General features: G+C 74.4%; 10 protein-coding genes and 2 pseudogenes. 7 read left to right on the top strand and 5 right to left on the bottom strand.

The features are described 5' to 3' along the window. Positions 1-108: 108 nt before the first annotated feature. Positions 109-3,314: pseudogene (locus Sfulv_RS16415) on the bottom strand (sacsin N-terminal ATP-binding-like domain-containing protein). Between the two features lie 365 nt (positions 3,315-3,679). After that, positions 3,680-4,624, bottom strand: a complete 945-nt coding sequence (locus Sfulv_RS16410) for a DUF3027 domain-containing protein (protein ID WP_173314640.1) — start codon at positions 4,622-4,624, stop codon at positions 3,680-3,682. A gap of 551 nt (positions 4,625-5,175) precedes the next feature. Here Sfulv_RS16410 and Sfulv_RS16405 point away from each other — a divergent pair. The 4 genes and pseudogenes from Sfulv_RS16405 to Sfulv_RS16390 all read left to right on the top strand — a co-directional run bounded on the left by Sfulv_RS16405 (position 5,176) and on the right by Sfulv_RS16390 (position 8,692). Continuing rightward, positions 5,176-6,627 carry an MFS transporter gene (locus Sfulv_RS16405; RefSeq protein ID WP_173314639.1) on the top strand — a complete coding sequence of 484 codons (1,452 nt, stop codon included), beginning with the start codon at positions 5,176-5,178 and terminating at the stop codon, positions 6,625-6,627. After that, on the top strand, positions 6,624-7,106 hold the full coding sequence (locus tag Sfulv_RS16400) for a DUF2771 domain-containing protein (protein ID WP_173314638.1): 483 nt from the start codon (positions 6,624-6,626) through the stop codon (positions 7,104-7,106). The genes Sfulv_RS16405 and Sfulv_RS16400 overlap by 4 nt, the downstream gene beginning before the upstream one ends. Before the next feature lie 17 nt (positions 7,107-7,123). Beyond that, positions 7,124-7,836: pseudogene (locus Sfulv_RS16395) on the top strand (futalosine hydrolase). Further along, positions 7,808-8,692, top strand: a complete 885-nt coding sequence (locus Sfulv_RS16390) for a 1,4-dihydroxy-6-naphtoate synthase (protein WP_173314637.1) — start codon at positions 7,808-7,810, stop codon at positions 8,690-8,692. The pseudogene Sfulv_RS16395 and the gene Sfulv_RS16390 overlap by 29 nt, the downstream one beginning before the upstream one ends. A gap of 44 nt (positions 8,693-8,736) precedes the next feature. Here the strand turns inward: Sfulv_RS16390 and Sfulv_RS31235 are convergent, their stop codons facing one another. Continuing rightward, positions 8,737-9,120 (bottom strand): cold-shock protein, encoded by a 384-nt coding sequence (locus Sfulv_RS31235; RefSeq protein ID WP_173314636.1) that lies wholly within the window; start codon positions 9,118-9,120, stop codon positions 8,737-8,739. Positions 9,121-9,287: 167 nt separating this feature from the next. Here Sfulv_RS31235 and Sfulv_RS16380 point away from each other — a divergent pair, with 167 nt between their 5' ends. Beyond that, a complete protein-coding gene (locus Sfulv_RS16380) occupies positions 9,288-9,521 on the top strand; it encodes a hypothetical protein (protein ID WP_173314635.1) in 234 nt (77 codons plus the stop codon). Here Sfulv_RS16380 and Sfulv_RS16375 read toward each other — a convergent pair. Beyond that, the gene (locus Sfulv_RS16375; RefSeq protein WP_173314634.1) at positions 9,501-10,169 is read right to left on the bottom strand and encodes an HAD family hydrolase; all 669 of its coding nucleotides are present in this window, start codon (positions 10,167-10,169) and stop codon (positions 9,501-9,503) included. The genes Sfulv_RS16380 and Sfulv_RS16375 overlap by 21 nt on opposite strands. A 68-nt stretch (positions 10,170-10,237) precedes the next feature. Then, positions 10,238-11,317 carry a hypothetical protein gene (locus Sfulv_RS16370; RefSeq protein ID WP_173314632.1) on the bottom strand — a complete coding sequence of 360 codons (1,080 nt, stop codon included), beginning with the start codon at positions 11,315-11,317 and terminating at the stop codon, positions 10,238-10,240. A 63-nt stretch (positions 11,318-11,380) separates the two neighbouring features. Here Sfulv_RS16370 and Sfulv_RS16365 point away from each other — a divergent pair, with 63 nt between their 5' ends. Together Sfulv_RS16365 and Sfulv_RS16360 are read left to right on the top strand one after the other, a co-directional pair. Next, positions 11,381-13,927: a helicase C-terminal domain-containing protein gene (locus Sfulv_RS16365; RefSeq protein WP_173314630.1), complete on the top strand. Its 2,547-nt coding sequence runs from the start codon at positions 11,381-11,383 to the stop codon at positions 13,925-13,927. Positions 13,928-14,221: 294 nt separating this feature from the next. Beyond that, positions 14,222-15,865, top strand: a complete 1,644-nt coding sequence (locus tag Sfulv_RS16360; protein WP_173314628.1) for a DNA repair helicase XPB — start codon at positions 14,222-14,224, stop codon at positions 15,863-15,865. Positions 15,866-16,089: the final 224 nt, after the last annotated feature.

The raw sequence follows: 16,089 nt of genomic DNA, 5'->3' as shown, positions 1-16,089 counted from the left end.
CCCTGCGGGGCCCGTGTGGTCTATGAGTCTGGTGACTCGATAGACCAGACGGGTCTGCGTAGCGAATGGTTGTACGAGTCATGAACCTGACGTGAAGATCACACGACCTCAGTCGAACCAGCGGTCCCGCGCCAGCTCCTCCGTACGGGAGGGGTCCTCCAGCAGCGCGGCCACCTCGAAGCGGCGCGGCCACTGCCCGGCCGCCCAGGCCAGCCCCGCCGCGACCCCCTCCAGCGTGGCCGCGTGCACCACCCCGTCCGGGGTGCGGCGCCAGTCCAGCTCGACTCCGCCCGCCCGCAGTTCCTCGTGCTCGACGTAGGTGTGCGGGGTTCCGGCGCCGAGCAGGGCGCGCACCGGGTCGGGTACGCGGTGCTCCTCGCCCTCGCTCGTCACCTCGGCCTCGACCGTCTCACCGAGCCTGCGCACCTGGAGGATCTCCGCCAGCTCGGCGGCGCGCGCCGGGGCCACGGGCAGCAGCGGCAGCCCGGCGGTGAGCGGCAGCAGGTCGGGCGCGTCGGCGATCACGGCGTCCGCCGCGTCGACGACCCGCACCTCGTCGTCGACGACGGCCCGCAACTCGTCGGCCAACGTGACCTGCTCCGGGTCGAGTCCGGCCAGGGCGGTGTACAGGGAGTGCAGCTGTACGGGGGCGACGGGCCGCTCCTCGTCCGCGAGCCTGCCCAGCAGCTCGGCCGCGCCGCCCGGTTCGTCCAGGAGGGCGTCCACGGAGGTCCGCACACCGAGGGCGCGCAGCACCTGGGCGTCGTCGAAGCCGGTCGCGTCGACGGAGTCGTAGAGCCCGGCCAGCCGCGGGTCGCCGCCCGCGGCCCGCAGCCCGGCGGGGCGCCGGCCGTCGAGCACGGGGTGGTCCCGCAGCCACCAGGCGGTGTACGGGCGCACGGACCGGGTCGTACCGTCCGGGAGGAGCACCCGCACCGGCTGGGTCAGCGCGTCGCGCAGCGGGGGCCGGGCGAGCATGGCGAGCGCCTGCGGCCAGGCGTCGTCGTCGACGAGGTCCAGGTCGCGCACGGCGACGAGTTCCGTGGCGACGGGCGGCACCGGGGTGTCGGGCAGCTGGTCCAGCACGTCCTCGCACCACACGTCGACGGCGTCGAGCAGACCGGCGTCGTCCGGTTCGGCGAAGTCGCTGTCGCGCGGCTCCAGGTCGTCGGGGTCGAGGACCACGTCGGTGGCCCGCACGAGTGCGAACGTGGCCAGCACCCCGCAGGCGGTGAGCGGCTGCTCGCCCCAGCGGTCGGCGAGTTCCTGGTCGCAGAGGGCGAGTTCACCCTCGCGCATGATCTCGGCGAACGGGCTGGCGGGCAGCACGAGTTCACCGGCGGGCGCGGGCTCGCCGTCCTCGTCGGGGAGGGCGAGCGCCCCCAGCCAGGGTTCGTCCCCGGGGGCGAGCTCCGCGTCGCGTACGAGCGTGAGGACGGTCTCCGCGAGTTCGTCGCCGTCCAGCGCGTCCTCGTCCCACACCTCGCCCGCGTCCATCGAACCGGCGACGGCGGCCCGCACCTGCGGGGTCGTCAGGACGGCACGCGGCGTCGCGGGCAGGGCGCCCAGCTTCTCCAGGAGCGGGTGGGCGGCGCCCGGATGGGCGACCTTCAGCCCCAGGCGGGAGAGCCGGCCCAGCACGGGCCCGGTGAGGGCGTCCGGGAGCGGCAGGAGGACCTGGCGGGGGCCGATCGTCGTACGGGGCTTCTCCTGCTCCGGCGCGTCGGGGTCCCCGGCGAGCGGGACGGGCAGCCCGGAGAGCCGGTCGGGGTCGACGCCCGCCAGGCTGTCGTAGAGCCGCCGCCACCACTCCGGCTCCCGTTCGAGTCCGGCGAGGCGGTCGATGGCCTCGGTCAGCGGGACCCGGGCGACGCCGAGGCTGCGCAGTTCGGCGCGGCGTTCCAGCCCGGCGGGCAGCAGGCAGGGCAGCACCTCGGCGAGTACCCGCACGGTCTGTGCGCCGACCCCCTCCACGACCTCGGCCTCGACGGGCCGCAGCGCGGTGGTGGTCCGGCCGGGGCCGCCGTCGCCCGGGGTCTCCCAGCTGGCCCACTGGTCGGGTTCGGCGGACGGCTCGCGGGGTGCGGCGGGCTCCAGGAACGCGATGCGGGGCAGCCGCTCAAGGATCGCGCCGCGCAGCGCGCCGTCCAGTTCGCCCTTGCCGAGCGGGCCGGGGACGAGGTCGATCGTGGTGGTGGAGACGGGCTGCCATCCGGCGAGCAGTTCCGCGTACGCGTCGGCCGCGCGCTGCACCAGGTAGTCGGTGAGCGGGCCGGGGGCGGGGTGGCGGCGGGTGGTGTCGAGCGGCAGCGAGGCGATGAGCAGGGCGGGCACCCCGAGGGGTTCGTCGGTGGGCGTCGGGGCGTGCACGACGGCGGCGGTACGCGGGAACCGCGGGGCGCCCTCCGCGTCCACGGGGACGGCCCAGGTGACCGACCAGTGCGGGCGCAGACGCTCCTCGACGGGCCGGTCGATGAGCAGTCCGGGCTCGACGGGGCCGTGGACGGAGACGGTGCGCCAGCGGGTGAGGCCGCGCGCCGAGTCGTCGACGTGGGTGTAGGCGCCGTGCCGGGAGCGGCGCAACGTCCTTACGCCGTCCGGGGTTTCGATGACGATCTCTTCGAGACCGGGGAGCGCGAGGAGCAGGGCGTCGTCCACGGCGGTGAGCAGCCGGCCGACGAGGTCCTCGGCGCCGCCGTCGCGCAGCGGGAGGACGACGACCGTGTCGTATCCGTCCGGCGCGGTGCCCTCGGCGGGCAGCGGGAGCCGGAGCAGCGGTACGTGGCCGTCGCGGCGGCGCAGCTCCTCCCCAGGCCGGGGCTGCCGACCGCGGCCTGCCGGGCGAGGTCGCGCGCCTCGGGGAGGGACCAGCGGACGCCGCCGTGGCGGCCGATGACGGCGGGCTCGTCGCTGACGGCGAGGACAGCGGCGAATCCGACGCCGAACCGCCCGACCGCGGACTCGTGTCCGTCCCGCTTGGCGGAGGCGCGCAGGGTGCTCAGCGACTCGACCCCGGTCGCGTCGAGCGGGGCACCGGTGTTGGCGGCGGCGAGGACGGCGGGCGTGTCCTGTACGCCGGGGGTCGCGGGGCGCAGGGTCAGGCGGAGCCGGCCGGGTACGCCCGCGCGGGCGGCGGCGTCGGCGGCGTTCTGGGCGAGCTCGACGACGAGGCGGTCACGGTAGCCGCCGAGGACGAGGTCCTCCTCGGCGTTGGCGTCCTCACGGAACCGGGCGGGCCCGGCGCCCCAGGCATCGAGCACCCCGCGCCGCAGCCGTGCCGTTCCGAACGGATCGGCGCCCTCGGTCGCATTCATGCCCACGCTCTGACTCCGCTCTGTGCTGCGGGTACCCGGTGTACCCATGACGCCAGTGTGCGCCCGAAGGTACCGCGAGCCCGCGGCGAGCGGTGCGGAGCACGTGCCGGGAGTGACCGGATGTCCTCGTCCCGGGCGCCCTCCGGCGGAGGAGCGCAGGACTCCCCCTCGACTCGCGGAACCGACGGAGCCAGGGGGTTCCGCGAGCACTCCGGGTGCGCGCCCGAAGGGCGTGGTCCACGGCGTCCGGCGCGTGCGACCGCACCGCGGAGTACCGGCCGTCTACCGGACGTACTCGGCCGGTGCGACGACGAGGGGCATGCCTGCCAGGCGTCGCGGGCCGGGCGGGGATTCGCGGACACCCCCTAGGAGTGGCCGAGATCCTCCGGCGATCCGCCATCGTCCACCGGCACCGACCCGCTGTCCCGCGCGGGCCGCAACGGATAGTCGTCCACCTGCAAGGTGTCCAGCGCGTGGGGCGCCGGCTTCGGCGGCTTCGGCATGACCGCGGCCTCCGAGTGCCCACCGCACCCGTACGACAGGGAGACCACCCGGCCGTCCGCCGGAGCGAACTCGTTCGCGCACACCCCGAACGCCTGCTTCAGCGAGCCCGACAGCGGGACCAGGAAGGCGCACGTGTCACACGCGGCGGGCGCCGCCTGCGCCATCGGGGTCTTCGCGCCGTACGCCTCTTCCCACCGGTCGGCCGCCACATGCAGCCCGTACCGGGAGAGCACCCGCGCACGCCGTATGCCCAGCTCGTCCGCGACCGCGCCGATCGAGCCGCGGCTCGGGGTGCGGGGCAGCGTCGTCAGCTCCGCGTCCTCCGCGTCGACGAGGTCGGCCAGGTCCTCGGAGAGGCGGGCCTCCTCGGACTCGACGGAGTTCGGCGGGGGCTCGTCCTCGCCCGTGTAGCCGGGCTCCAGGCGGAGGTCCTCCGCCTCGGTGGGCAGCAGGTCCCCCGGCCCCATGTCACCGGGCCGCAGCCGCTCGCTCCACGGCACCCACTCGGGGGCGAGGAGGGCGTCGGGGCCGGGCAGCAGCACCGTCTCGTCGAGGGTGATGTTCTTCGCGCGGGAGGCCCTGGTGAGCGTCACCGCCCAGCGCCAGCCCCGGTAGCCGGGCTCCTCGCACTCGAAGAAGTGCGTGACGACCCGGTCCCCCTCGGAGATCAGGGACACATGTTCACCGACCACCCCCGGCGAGGCGGCCTCTTCGGCCGCCGCACGGGCGAGGTCTACCGCCTCGGCGCACAGACGGTCGGGCGCGGGGGTACGGGCAGTACGGCTTCGCGTCGTCGCAGCACTCACAGGTCTCGCTTCTCTCCATACGCCGTGTGTCGAGCGCGCCAGCTGCTGCACGATTGCCGATTTCGGCCATGACAGCTGCGGACGGAGCGGACCTGGGGGCCGCGTCGACGTCCACACCCGTTGTGCCTGCCTCGGGCGCGCCTTCTGTCACCCATTCTGCGGGATCGCCGAGAGGCGCGCGGCCAAGAACAACCGTCGGTGGCGCGTTACGCACGCTACCCTCTCCGCCGCTCTCCGCCCACCTGCGTGTCCCAAACGAGGCCGTATCCGGTGCGGTGTCCGGTGCCACGGCCTCCGGCGTGTCCCAGGCCGGAGGCGTCGCGGACCCGATTCCGGGCGGTTTCCGGCCCGGAGAATTGCCTCGCGATCCGCGGCGTCCCCACCGCGTGCGCCCCGCCGGACGCCGCGCCCACCGTGCCGCCGGGTGGCCCCTCCCCGTCCCGTCCCCCGCCCCGCCCGGCACCCCGCCCGCTGACCCGACAGGGCGTCGTCCGCCGCGCGGCCGCGCGGATCATGGTTCAGCACGCCGGTGGTTGGGGCACTATGACGGGGTGGCTGCCGCCAGGTCGCAGGAAGGACCCGGCCCGCTGAGCACGGTGGGCCGGTCGATGGGCCGCGCCCTGCACCGGCCGTTCACGGGTACGGCGAAGGGCATCCGCAAGGCGACCCACGCCCACGGCGCGGGTGAGTCGGGGCTCGGCAAGCTGATCGAGCTGCACGCGGTGAACGGCGCGGGTGACGTCATGATCACCATCGCGCTCGCCTCCACGGTGTTCTTCTCCGTACCGACGGACGAGGCCCGCGGCCGGGTGGCGCTCTACCTCGCCGTCACGATGCTCCCCTTCACCCTGCTCGCCCCGGTCATCGGTCCTCTGCTGGACCGGCTGCCGCACGGCCGCCGCGCCGCGATGGCCGGTGCGATGCTCGCCCGGGCGATCCTCGCGATCGCGATGTCGGGGGCGGTCGCCACCGGCGGCCTGGAGCTGTATCCGGCGGCGCTGGGCGTCCTGGTGTGCTCCAAGGCGTACGGGGTCGTGCGCAGCGCCGTCGTGCCACGGCTCCTGCCACCCCGCTTCTCCCTGGTGAAGGCCAATTCACGGGTGACCCTCGCGGGCCTCCTGGCGACCGGGGTGGCGGCCCCCATCGGGGCCGGGCTCCAGAGCGTCGGCTCGGCGTGGCCGCTCTACGGCGCCTGCGTGATCTTCGTCGCCGGGACGTTCCTCGCCTTCACGCTCCCGCACAAGGTCGACTCAGCCAAGGGCGAGCGCAGGGCGCGCCTGATCGTCCCGCACCAGGAGGAGCAGCCCCGTCCGCAGCCCGCCAGGAAGGGCGGCAGCACCAGGGTCGACGGCGACAGGCGGGCCCGGGAGAGGCCGCCGGGGCTGCGCTCCGTCGGCCCCTCCGTCCTGCACGGCCTCCAGGCCAACGCCGCCCACCGGGCCCTGTCCGGCTTCCTCATCTTCTTCCTGGCGTTCCTGCTGCGCGAGCACCCGCTGGCCGGCCAGAGCGCCGCCGTGTCGCTCGGCATCGTCGGCGTGGCGGCGGGCCTGGGCAACGCGTGCGGTACGGCGGTGGGCTCCTGGCTCAGGGCCCGCGGCCCCGAGGTGATCATCGCGACCGTGCTGGGCCTCGCGCTCGGCGTCGCCGTGCTCACCACGGTCTTCTTCTCCACCGTCATGGTCGCCGCGCTCGCCTCGGTCGCGGGCTTCACCCAGGCCCTGTCCAAGCTGTCGCTGGACGCGATGATCCAGCGGGACGTGCCCGAGGAGGTGCGGACGTCGGCGTTCGCGCGCTCGGAGACCCTGCTCCAGATGGCCTGGGTGATCGGCGGCGGTATCGGCATCGCCCTCCCCCTCAACTCGGTGCTCGGCATGTCGGTCGCCGTGGGCATCCTCTGCCTGGGCGCCGCGACCGCCGTACGGGGGCTGCTGGGTGCCGCGCGGCGCGGCACGCCGCACCCCGCGCGGCGTGAGCCCGGGCGACCGATAGCCTTCCGCCCATGACCGTTGCGTTCTTCTCAGGTAAGGGCCGCCGAACGGGCGTCGCCCTCGGTGCCGTCTCCGCGGGCCTCCTCGTCCTGTCCGCCTGCGACAAGCCGACGCCGCTCGCGACCGTGACGGTCGGCGACACGTCCAAGGGCGCCGAGGCGTCCTGCTACAACGACGGCAAGCCTCTCAAGGAGTCGGTGATCCAGGGCTGCCTGAACGACAAGAAGGCGGAGCACACCGTCCAGGTCGCGATGGACGACAAGGTCCGCTTCGGGGTGGACCCGGAGATCGCCGACACCGGCTGGACGCTCTTCATCAACGGCCAGCAGGCCGAGCAGGAGCCGTACAAGAAGACCTACCGGTCGATCCCGGGCAGCGCCTTCTTCTCCAGCCAGACCGGCGAGACCACGAACCAGACGCAGATCAGCATCGTGGAGACCAAGGGCAAGAAGCTCACGGGCATCTGGCACTTCCAGTTCAAGAAGACCTCCTGACCTCGCGGGACCCCGCCGTGCGCGTGCTCGTCGTGACCGCTGTCCCCGTCGAGAGGGACGCGGTCACGCGTGCGTTCGGGGACGGAGGGCCGCAGGTGCGTTCCGTACCGGGTGCGGAGCTCCACCGGGCCGGTGGCCTGGACGTCCTGGCGGGCGGCGCGGGTCCGGCGGCCGCGGCGGCCTCGGCCGCGTTCGCGCTGGCCGCCGCCACCGTCCCGTACGCACTGGTCGTCTCGGCCGGTATCGGTGGCGGCTTCCCGCCCGCACCGCCCGGTTCGCTCGTCGTGGCGAGCGCCGTCGTCGCCGCCGACCTGGGGCGGAGACCCCGGACGGGTTCGTCCCCGTCACCGGTCTCGGCTTCGGGCGCGACCGGTATGTACCGCCGGCCTCTCTGGTACGTACGGTGGCATCGGCCACCGGTGCCGTGTCCGGCGAGATCCTGACCGTCTCCACGGTGACCGGCAGCGCGGCACGCGCCGAGGCGCTGCTCGCCGCGCACCCGGGCGCCGTCGCCGAGGCCATGGAGGGGGCCGGTGTCGCCGAGGCCGCCGAGCGGTTCGGCGTACCGGTGCTGGAGCTGCGGGCCGTCTCCAACGCCGTCGGTCCCCGCGACCGGGCCGCCTGGCGCATCGGCGAGGCCCTCTCCGCGCTCACCGGGGCCTTCGGGAAGATCGCCCCCGTACTGGAAGGCTGGACTCCGCATGACCGACGACCCGACTGCCCCCGCTGACCCCTCGGCCGCCGGCGCGAAGCTGCGCATCGCCTTCTCGCCGTGCCCGAACGACACCTTCGTCTTCGACGCCTGGGCGCACGGCCGGGTCCCCGGAGCACCCGCGCTCGACGTCACGTTCGCCGACATCGACCTCACCAACGGCATGGCCGAGCGCGGCGAGTTCGACGTGCTGAAGGTCTCCTACGCCGTCCTGCCGTGGGTCCTGGAGGAGTACGCGCTGCTGCCCTGCGGCGGTGCGCTCGGGCGGGGCTGCGGGCCGCTGGTCCTGACGCGGGAGCCGGGCGCCGATCTGACGGGCCGCACGGTCGCCGTGCCGAGCGAGCGCTCCACGGCGTACCTGCTGTTTAGGCTGTGGGCCGCCGAGGTCGTGCCGGGCGGGGTCGGCGGGATCGTCGTCATGCCGTTCGACGAGATCATGCCGGCGGTGCGGGACGGCCGGGTCGACGCGGGGCTCGTGATCCACGAGGCCCGTTTCACCTACCGGAATTACGGCCTCCACAGCCTCGCCGACATGGGCGAGCACTGGGAGGCGGCCACGGGGCTGCCGATCCCGCTCGGCGCGATCATCGCCAAGCGGTCGCTGGGCCGGGAGATGCTGGAGAAGTTGGCCGATTCGGTCCGTACGTCGGTACGGATGGCCTGGGACGATCCGGAGCGGTCCCGGCCGTACGTGCTGGAGCACGCCCAGGAGATGGACCCGGCCGTGGCCGAGCAGCACATCGGGCTGTACGTCAACGAGTTCACGGCGGATCTGGGCGAGGCCGGTTACGCGGCGGTCCGCGGACTGCTGACGCGCGCCGCGGCCGAGGGCCTGGTTCCGCCGCTCGGCCGGGACGCGCTGACGTCTCTCTGACCGCCCGGGTGCGTGGGGCTGCTCCCTGGGGGCAGCCCGCCGGGCTACACGTCGAGCTGGTCGGCGACGGCGCGGAGCAGACCGGCGATCTGGGCGCCCGCCGCCTTGTCGGGGTAGCGGCCCCGCTCCAGCATCGGCGTGATGTTCTCCAGCAGCGTCGTCAGGTCCTGCACGATCGACGCGAGCTCGTCCGGCTTGCGGCGCTGCGCGGCCGCGACGGACGGGGTGGGGTCGAGGATCGTCACGGAAAGGGCCTGGTCACCGCGCTGGCCCGCGACGACGCCGAACTCGACCCGTTGGCCGGGCTTGAGTGCGTCGACGCCGGCGGGGAGGACCGACGAGTGGACGAAGACGTCGGCGCCGTCGTCGCGGGACAGAAAGCCGAAGCCTTTTTCCGGATTGAACCATTTGACCTTACCCGTGGGCACGTCTGTCCTCGTCCTCGTACTCGTCGGTGCGCGGGAGAGCCGGCAAACGGCTCCGGATAGCAGTACAGCGGGTCCCCATGACCCGCCATGCCCCAGGCTAATGGCCCAGGGGCCGGTGACAAGACGTCGCCCGATGGTTCCTCCGGGCTGGGAACTACCCTGGCCGGGTGAGTACTACTCCTTCCGGCGCCGGTGACCGGCTCGTACAGGTCGGCGCGATCGTCTTCTTCGTCGGCGCGGTGGCCACACTGGTCACTGTGGCCCCGCTGTTCCTGGGCACCGACCCCTTCCCGACCATCGCCTACGCGGTGTCCATGCTGATGGGCGTGGGCTTCCTGATCGCCGGGGCGGGGGTCGTGCGGAGCGTGTGGCTGAGCAGGTCAGAACCGTCCGGCACCTGACGCGGCCACCCAGGCGGACAGCCGGGCGGGGAAACCGGTGAGGTCGGGCAGGACCGCGTCAGCGCCCGCCGCCCACAGCTCCTGCGCGTCGCACGGGCCCGTCGTGACGGCGACCGACAGGCAGTTCGCGGCCTTCGCGCCCCGGACGTCCGCCGTGTGGTCGCCGACGTAGACGCCCGCGCCGTGCGCGAGAAGCGCCTCGGCCTTGGCCTCCGCCCAGAGCCGGCCGATGACCGCGTCCGGTTCGATGCCGAGGTGGGCGAGGTGCAGCTTCGCGCTCGGCTCGTGCTTGGCGGTGACGACGATCGCCCGGCCGCCCAGGGCCCGCACGGCGGCGACGGCCTCCCGGGCGCCGGCCAGGGCGCCGGTCGGGGTGATCGCGTGCGTGGGATAGATCTCGCGGTAGCGGTCCGCCGCCGCGGCGACCTCGGCCGCCGGGAACCAGTTGGCCAGCTCGTGCTCGACCGGCGGCCCGAGCCGGCTGACCACGAGGTCGTAGTCGACGGGGACCCCCGTCTCCTCGGACAGCGCCCGGTAGTTGGCCCGGATGCCGGGCCGGGAGTCGATGAGCGTCATGTCGAGGTCGAAGCCGACCGTCGGCGGGTTCATGGGCGGGGTCTGCTGCGGGGTCTGGGGATGCGAGGCCATGCGGCCCATTGTGCCGACCCGCCCCCGGTCAGCCCTCACCCGTTCGGCCGTGCGGGCCGTGGCTGGACTCAGGCCGCTCTGCGGGAGCGCCAGACCAGGTAGAGCGCCGAGGCCACCGCTGCCGTGCGGAGAACCACCGGCCAGGTGGCCGTGAGGGCTTCGCCCATGCCGCTCTCCGGGATCGGGGCACCCCATCTGCCCTCCAGGCGGCCCCAGAGCCAGACCAGGGCTCCCGCGACCACGAGGCCGGGCAGGCCCATGACCGCCCACTTCGCCTCGGCCCGCGACAGTCTGCGGGAGCTGTAGGCGAGCAGCCAGCCGCCTGCCAGGGCCAGCCACGAGCCCATGACGGCGCCCGCGACCAGCAGGGCGGCGGCCAGGAGCAGGAGGGGGTGCGTGAGGCGCAGGCGGGCGGTGTGCGCGGTACCTGCGGTGTCCGCCGGTACGTCGGCGGTCCGCTCGACCAGTTTCCTGCGGCGGCGCAGGCGCGGTCTCCGGCGGGGGCGGGGGGCCGGTTCCTCCGCCGCCTCCTCGGTCTCCTCCCGCGCCTCGTCGGGATGTTCCACGGGCGGCGGTCTCAGCATCTCCGGGATCTCCACCCCGCCGAAGAAGCCCGGCACGCTCACCCCGTCGCCGAGCGGCCCCGGTTCGACCCGCCACCACTCGGCCCCCGCGCCCGGCGCGGACGGCGCGCCGTCCAGACCCGACATGTGAGGGGCCTGCGGCGACGGCCAGCCCGGCACCGGGTCATCCGGCTCCTCCGACCCCTCCGCGGGGGCCGGAGGAGCCGGTGCCGACGCGCCCTTGCGGGAAGTGTCTTTGCGGAGCAGTCCGCGTCGCGGCCGGGGCACGGCGGGCGGGCTCTTCGCCTCCGGTTCCGCCGCCGTGCGCGGCGCGGGCAGCGACACCGTCCCGTCGGCCGACCTCGCCGCCGCGGCGACCAGTTCGTCCGGGTCCCCGAGCCTGCCGATGATGCGCCGCACCACCGTGGGGGAGTCCGCGCCCGCCGCCCCGCGCTGCCGCTCGATCTCGACCCGGAGCGTCGACACGAGCCTCATCCGCACGCCCGAGGACAGCTGTTGCTGCTGGGCCAGGTCACCGACCCGGCTCAGATAGTCGTAGACGAGCTGGTCGCTCTCGATACCCACTCGGTCGTTCCCCTCTACCCGCGCTGCCCCGACCGTAGCGTTTCAGCGGCTACCGTGGGACGGATGGGGACGACCACACCACCGCGCACGCTCGCCGAAGCCCTGCGCGCCAGGGGCGACGAATCGCTGGCACGGCTTCTGCGTGCCCGCCCCGACCTGCTCAGCCCTGTGCCGAACGACATCACCCAACTCGCCACCCGGGCAGGCACCCGGGCCTCCGTCGTCCGCGCCCTGGAGCATCTGGACCGCTTCGCGCTCCAGACCGCGGAGGCGCTGGCCGTCGCGCCGGACCCGGCTCCGTACGGCACGCTGCTCTCCCTCCTGACGGGTGACGGCCAGGACGACGGCGACCACCGCGACGACGCCGGCGCCGCGATCACCGCCGCGCTGCCCGCCGCCCTCGCGAACCTGCGCGAACAGGCCCTGGTCTGGGGCGAGGACGAGCGGCTTCGCCTGGTGCGTACGGCACGCGAACTGCTCGCCCCGTCCCCGCAGCACCCCTCCCCCACCGGGCTCGGCCCGACCGTCGCCGAGGCCACCGCGGGCATGTCGCCCGGCCGGCTCCAGGAGATCCTGACCGCGGCGGGACTGCCCGCCACGCACGACCCGGTCTCCGCGGTGACCGCGCTCGCCGGGCTGTTCACCGACCGGACGCGGATGGCGGCCCTGCTGGACACCGCGCCGGTCGAGGCGCTGTCCGTACTGGACCGGCTGGTGTGGGGCCCGCCGTACGGGGAGGTCACGCCGAACCCCACCCCTCCCGTGAAGTGGCTGCGCGACCGGGGGCTGCTCCTTCCGGTGTCGACCCGCACCGTCGTACTGCCGCGCGAGGCCGCGCTCCATCTGCGGGCAGGGCGCGCCCACCGCGTACCGGAACCGGTGGCGCCGACCGTCGAGGCGGCCGCCGAGCGCGATCCCGAGGCTGTGGACAGGGCAGCCGCGGGCCAGGCGTTCACGGCGCTGTCCACGATCGAGGAGCTGCTGAAGCTCTGGAACGGCGGCGGCCCCGCCATCCTCCGGGCGGGCGGGCTGAGCGTGCGCGAGCTCAAGCGCGCCGCCGCCGCGATGGACGTCTCCGAGCAGGTCGCCGCCTTCTGGGTCGAACTGGCCTACGCGGCGGGGCTGCTGGCAGCCGACGGGGAGACCGACGAGCGGTACGCGGCGACACCCGCGTACGACGACTGGCTCGAACTCCCCGTCCAGGACCGCTGGGTCCGCCTCGCCACCGCCTGGCTCGCCGCCACCCGCACCCCCGGCCTGGTCGGCGGTCAGGACGCCAAGGGCCGGGCGCTCTCCGCGCTCGGCCCCGAACTGGACCGCTCCGCCGCACCCGAGGTACGCCACCGGGTACTGGCCCTGCTCGCCGGGCTGCCCCCCGGGACCGCGCCCGACCCGGCCGGCCTGCTGGCCCGGCTGCGCTGGGAACGCCCGCTGCGCACCGGAGCCCGGGGCGGGCCGGCCACCCCGGCCGGTTCCTCCGCGGGTACCCCGTCCCGGGCCGCGGGCACGGGGTACAGCGCGCCGCCGGCCGCCGCGGCCACCGCCCCCGGCGACACGTCCGACCTGCGCTCCCGGCTCGCGCTGTGGACGCTCAACGAGGCGGAACTCCTGGGCGTCACCGGCCGGGGCGCCCTCTCCTCGCAGGCCCGCGCCCTCCTGGCCCAGGGCCCCGGGGAGGCCGCCGCACGCCTCGCCCCGCTCGTCCCCGAACCCCTCGACCACGTGCTGCTCCAGGCCGACCTGACGGCCGTCGCCCCGGGCCCCCTGAAGCGGCCCCTCGCCGAGATGCTGTCGGTGCTCGCGGACATCGAGTCGAAGGGCGGCGCGACCGTCTACCGCTTCACGCCCGGTTCGGTACGCCGGGCCCTGGACGCCGGGCAGGCCGCCACCGACCTGCACGCCTTCCTCGCCGCGCACAGCCGTACGCCGGTTCCGCAGCCGCTCAGTTACCTCATCGACGACGTGGCCCGCCGCCACGGCCATCTGCGGATCGGCTCCGCCTCCGCCTACGTGCGCTGCGACGACGAGGCCGTACTCAACGAGATCCTCGCCGACAAGCGTTCGGCGGCCCTGCGGCTGCGCCGGCTCGCACCGACCGTGCTGGCCGCCCAGACCGATCCGGCGTCCCTCCTGGAGGGGCTGCGGGAGATGGGTTTCGCACCGGCCGCCGAGTCCGCCGAAGGGGACGTCCTGATCACCCGGGCCGGTGCCCGGCGCACCCCGCCCCGCTCGGCCCCCACGCCGGTCCCCGAGGGGCCTCCCGTCCCTGACGACACGCTGCTGGGCGCCGCGGTCCGGGCGATCCGCGCCGGGGACACGGCGGCCACGGTCGTCCGCAAGGACGGGGCGGAGGCGGCGTCGGCCGGCTCCCTTCCCCGTACGACCGCAGCCGAGACCCTGGCCACGGTCCAGGCCGCCGCCATGACGGGCTCCGCGGTGTGGATCGGCTACGTCAACGCGGAGGGCTCGGCCAGCCAGCGGGTGATCGCCCCGGTGCGGGTCGAGGGCGGCTTCGTCACGGCCTTCGACCACACGGCCGACGAGGTCCGGACGTACCCGCTCCACCGCATCACGGGCGTCGCGGAACTGGCCGACGACACGGGGGCCTGACTCGGGGGCATGACTTGGGGGCCTGACGCTAAAGCCTGCCCCTCGCCGTGCCCGGCGGGTCCGTGCCCGCCGCGCCCCGACCGGCAGAAGGCCCTCCACCGGGCCGGGCGGCCGCCGCTCGCCTCGGTCCCGGGCGGCCGGACGGACCGGAGGTCTCCCGGCTCCGGGCGGCGGCGGTGTGACGGAGCCGTCCGCAGCCCGCGCCTCCGAGCCACGCACCGATGGCCCCGCATGCGGCACACTGGACGTTTGGCCGCATCCGTGGCCGCACCCCCGCAGAAAGGGCCGAGGCGCGTGACCGGACCTCTCATCGTCCAGAGCGACAAGACGCTGCTCCTCGAAGTCGACCACGAGCTGGCGGACGCCTGCCGTCGCGTGATCGCCCCCTTCGCGGAGCTGGAGCGTGCGCCCGAGCACATCCACACCTACCGGGTGACCCCGCTCGGCCTGTGGAACGCCCGCGCCGCCGGGCACGACGCCGAGCAGGTCGTCGACGCGCTGGTGGAGTACTCCCGCTACCCCGTGCCGCACGCGCTCCTGGTCGACATCGCCGAGACGATGGCGCGGTACGGCCGCCTCACCCTCTCCAAGCACCCGGTGCACGGCCTCGTCCTGACCACCACCGACCGTCCGGTACTGGAGGAGATCCTCCGGTCCAAGAAGGTCGCGCCGCTCGTCGGAGAGCGCATCGACCCGGACACCGTCGCCGTGCACCCCTCCGAGCGCGGGCAGATCAAGCAGACGCTGCTCAGGCTCGGCTGGCCCGCCGAGGACCTCGCGGGTTACGTCGACGGGGAGGCGCACCCGATCGAGCTGGCCGAGAACGGCTGGGCGCTGCGCCCGTACCAGAAGCAGGCGGTCGAGGGCTTCTGGCACGGTGGCTCCGGAGTCGTCGTCCTGCCCTGTGGCGCGGGAAAGACACTGGTCGGAGCCGGTGCGATGGCCGAGGCGAAGGCGACCACGCTGATCCTGGTCACCAACACCGTCTCGGCCAGGCAGTGGAAGAGCGAGCTGGTGAAGCGGACCTCGCTGACCGAGGAGGAGATCGGCGAGTACAGCGGTACGCGCAAGGAGATCCGGCCGGTCACCATCGCCACGTACCAAGTGCTGACGACCCGCCGCAAGGGCGTCTACCCGCACCTGGAGCTGTTCGACTCCCGTGACTGGGGCCTGGTGATCTACGACGAGGTGCACCTGCTGCCCGCTCCCGTCTTCAAGTTCACCGCCGACCTCCAGGCGCGGCGGCGGCTCGGCCTCACGGCGACCCTGGTGCGGGAGGACGGGCGCGAGTCGGACGTCTTCTCGCTCATCGGGCCGAAGAGGTTCGACGCCCCGTGGAAGGAGATCGAGGCGCAGGGCTACATCGCGCCCGCCGACTGCGTCGAGGTACGGGTCAATCTGACCGACACCGAGCGCCTCGCCTACGCGACGGCGGAGGCCGAGGAGAAGTACCGGTTCTGCGCCACCACGGCGACGAAGCGGAAGGTCACGGAGGCCCTGGTCGCCAAGCACAAGGGCGAGCAGACCTTGGTGATCGGCCAGTACATCGACCAGCTCGACGAGCTGGGTGAGCATCTGAACGCCCCGGTGATCAAGGGCGAGACGAGCAACGCCCAGCGCGAGATCCTCTTCGACGCCTTCCGGCAGGGCGAGATCAGTGTCCTGGTGGTGTCGAAGGTCGCCAACTTCTCGATCGACCTCCCGGAGGCCACCGTCGCCATCCAGGTGTCGGGGACGTTCGGCTCGCGTCAGGAGGAGGCGCAGCGGCTCGGGCGGGTGCTGCGGCCGAAGGCGGACGGGCACGAGGCCCGGTTCTACTCGGTGGTGGCGCGCGACACGATCGACCAGGACTTCGCGGCGCACCGCCAGCGGTTCCTGGCCGAGCAGGGTTACGCGTACCGGATCGTGGACGCGGACGAGCTGCTGACGGAGAGCTGACCGGCCGCCGCCCGCCGGCTCGCCGCCCGCCGTGCGGTTCAGCGGTGGCGGCGGGCGCCCGCCTCCTGCGCGTACTCGCCGAGGACGGCCACGCGGAACGCGGTGGGAGAAAGACCCCGGCGGCGCGCAGTGCGTCCCCGGCGCGGTGGGGGCGGTGCTGACCGGTGACCGCGCTCGCGCCGTGCGCGGGCCCGGGTCTCCGGGGGTGCGGAACCACTGTGCTC

Origin of the sequence: Streptomyces fulvorobeus, assembly GCF_013167895.1 — a bacterium.
In the GTDB taxonomy this organism is placed as follows: domain Bacteria; phylum Actinomycetota; class Actinomycetes; order Streptomycetales; family Streptomycetaceae; genus Streptomyces; species Streptomyces fulvorobeus.
Note: the sequence above shows the minus strand (reverse complement) of the source record. Positions and strands in the feature narration are given on the sequence as shown.

What these genes read in the sequence shown, in the direction of transcription:
- Sfulv_RS16365 (WP_173314630.1), top strand. Translation starts at nt 11,381, where the DNA reads ATGGGGACGACCACACCACCGCGCACGCTCGCCGAAGCCCTGCGCGCC.
- Sfulv_RS16390 (WP_173314637.1), top strand. Translation starts at nt 7,808, where the DNA reads ATGACCGACGACCCGACTGCCCCCGCTGACCCCTCGGCCGCCGGCGCG.
- Sfulv_RS16375 (WP_173314634.1), bottom strand. Translation starts at nt 10,169, where the DNA reads ATGGCCTCGCATCCCCAGACCCCGCAGCAGACCCCGCCCATGAACCCG.
- Sfulv_RS16400 (WP_173314638.1), top strand. Translation starts at nt 6,624, where the DNA reads ATGACCGTTGCGTTCTTCTCAGGTAAGGGCCGCCGAACGGGCGTCGCC.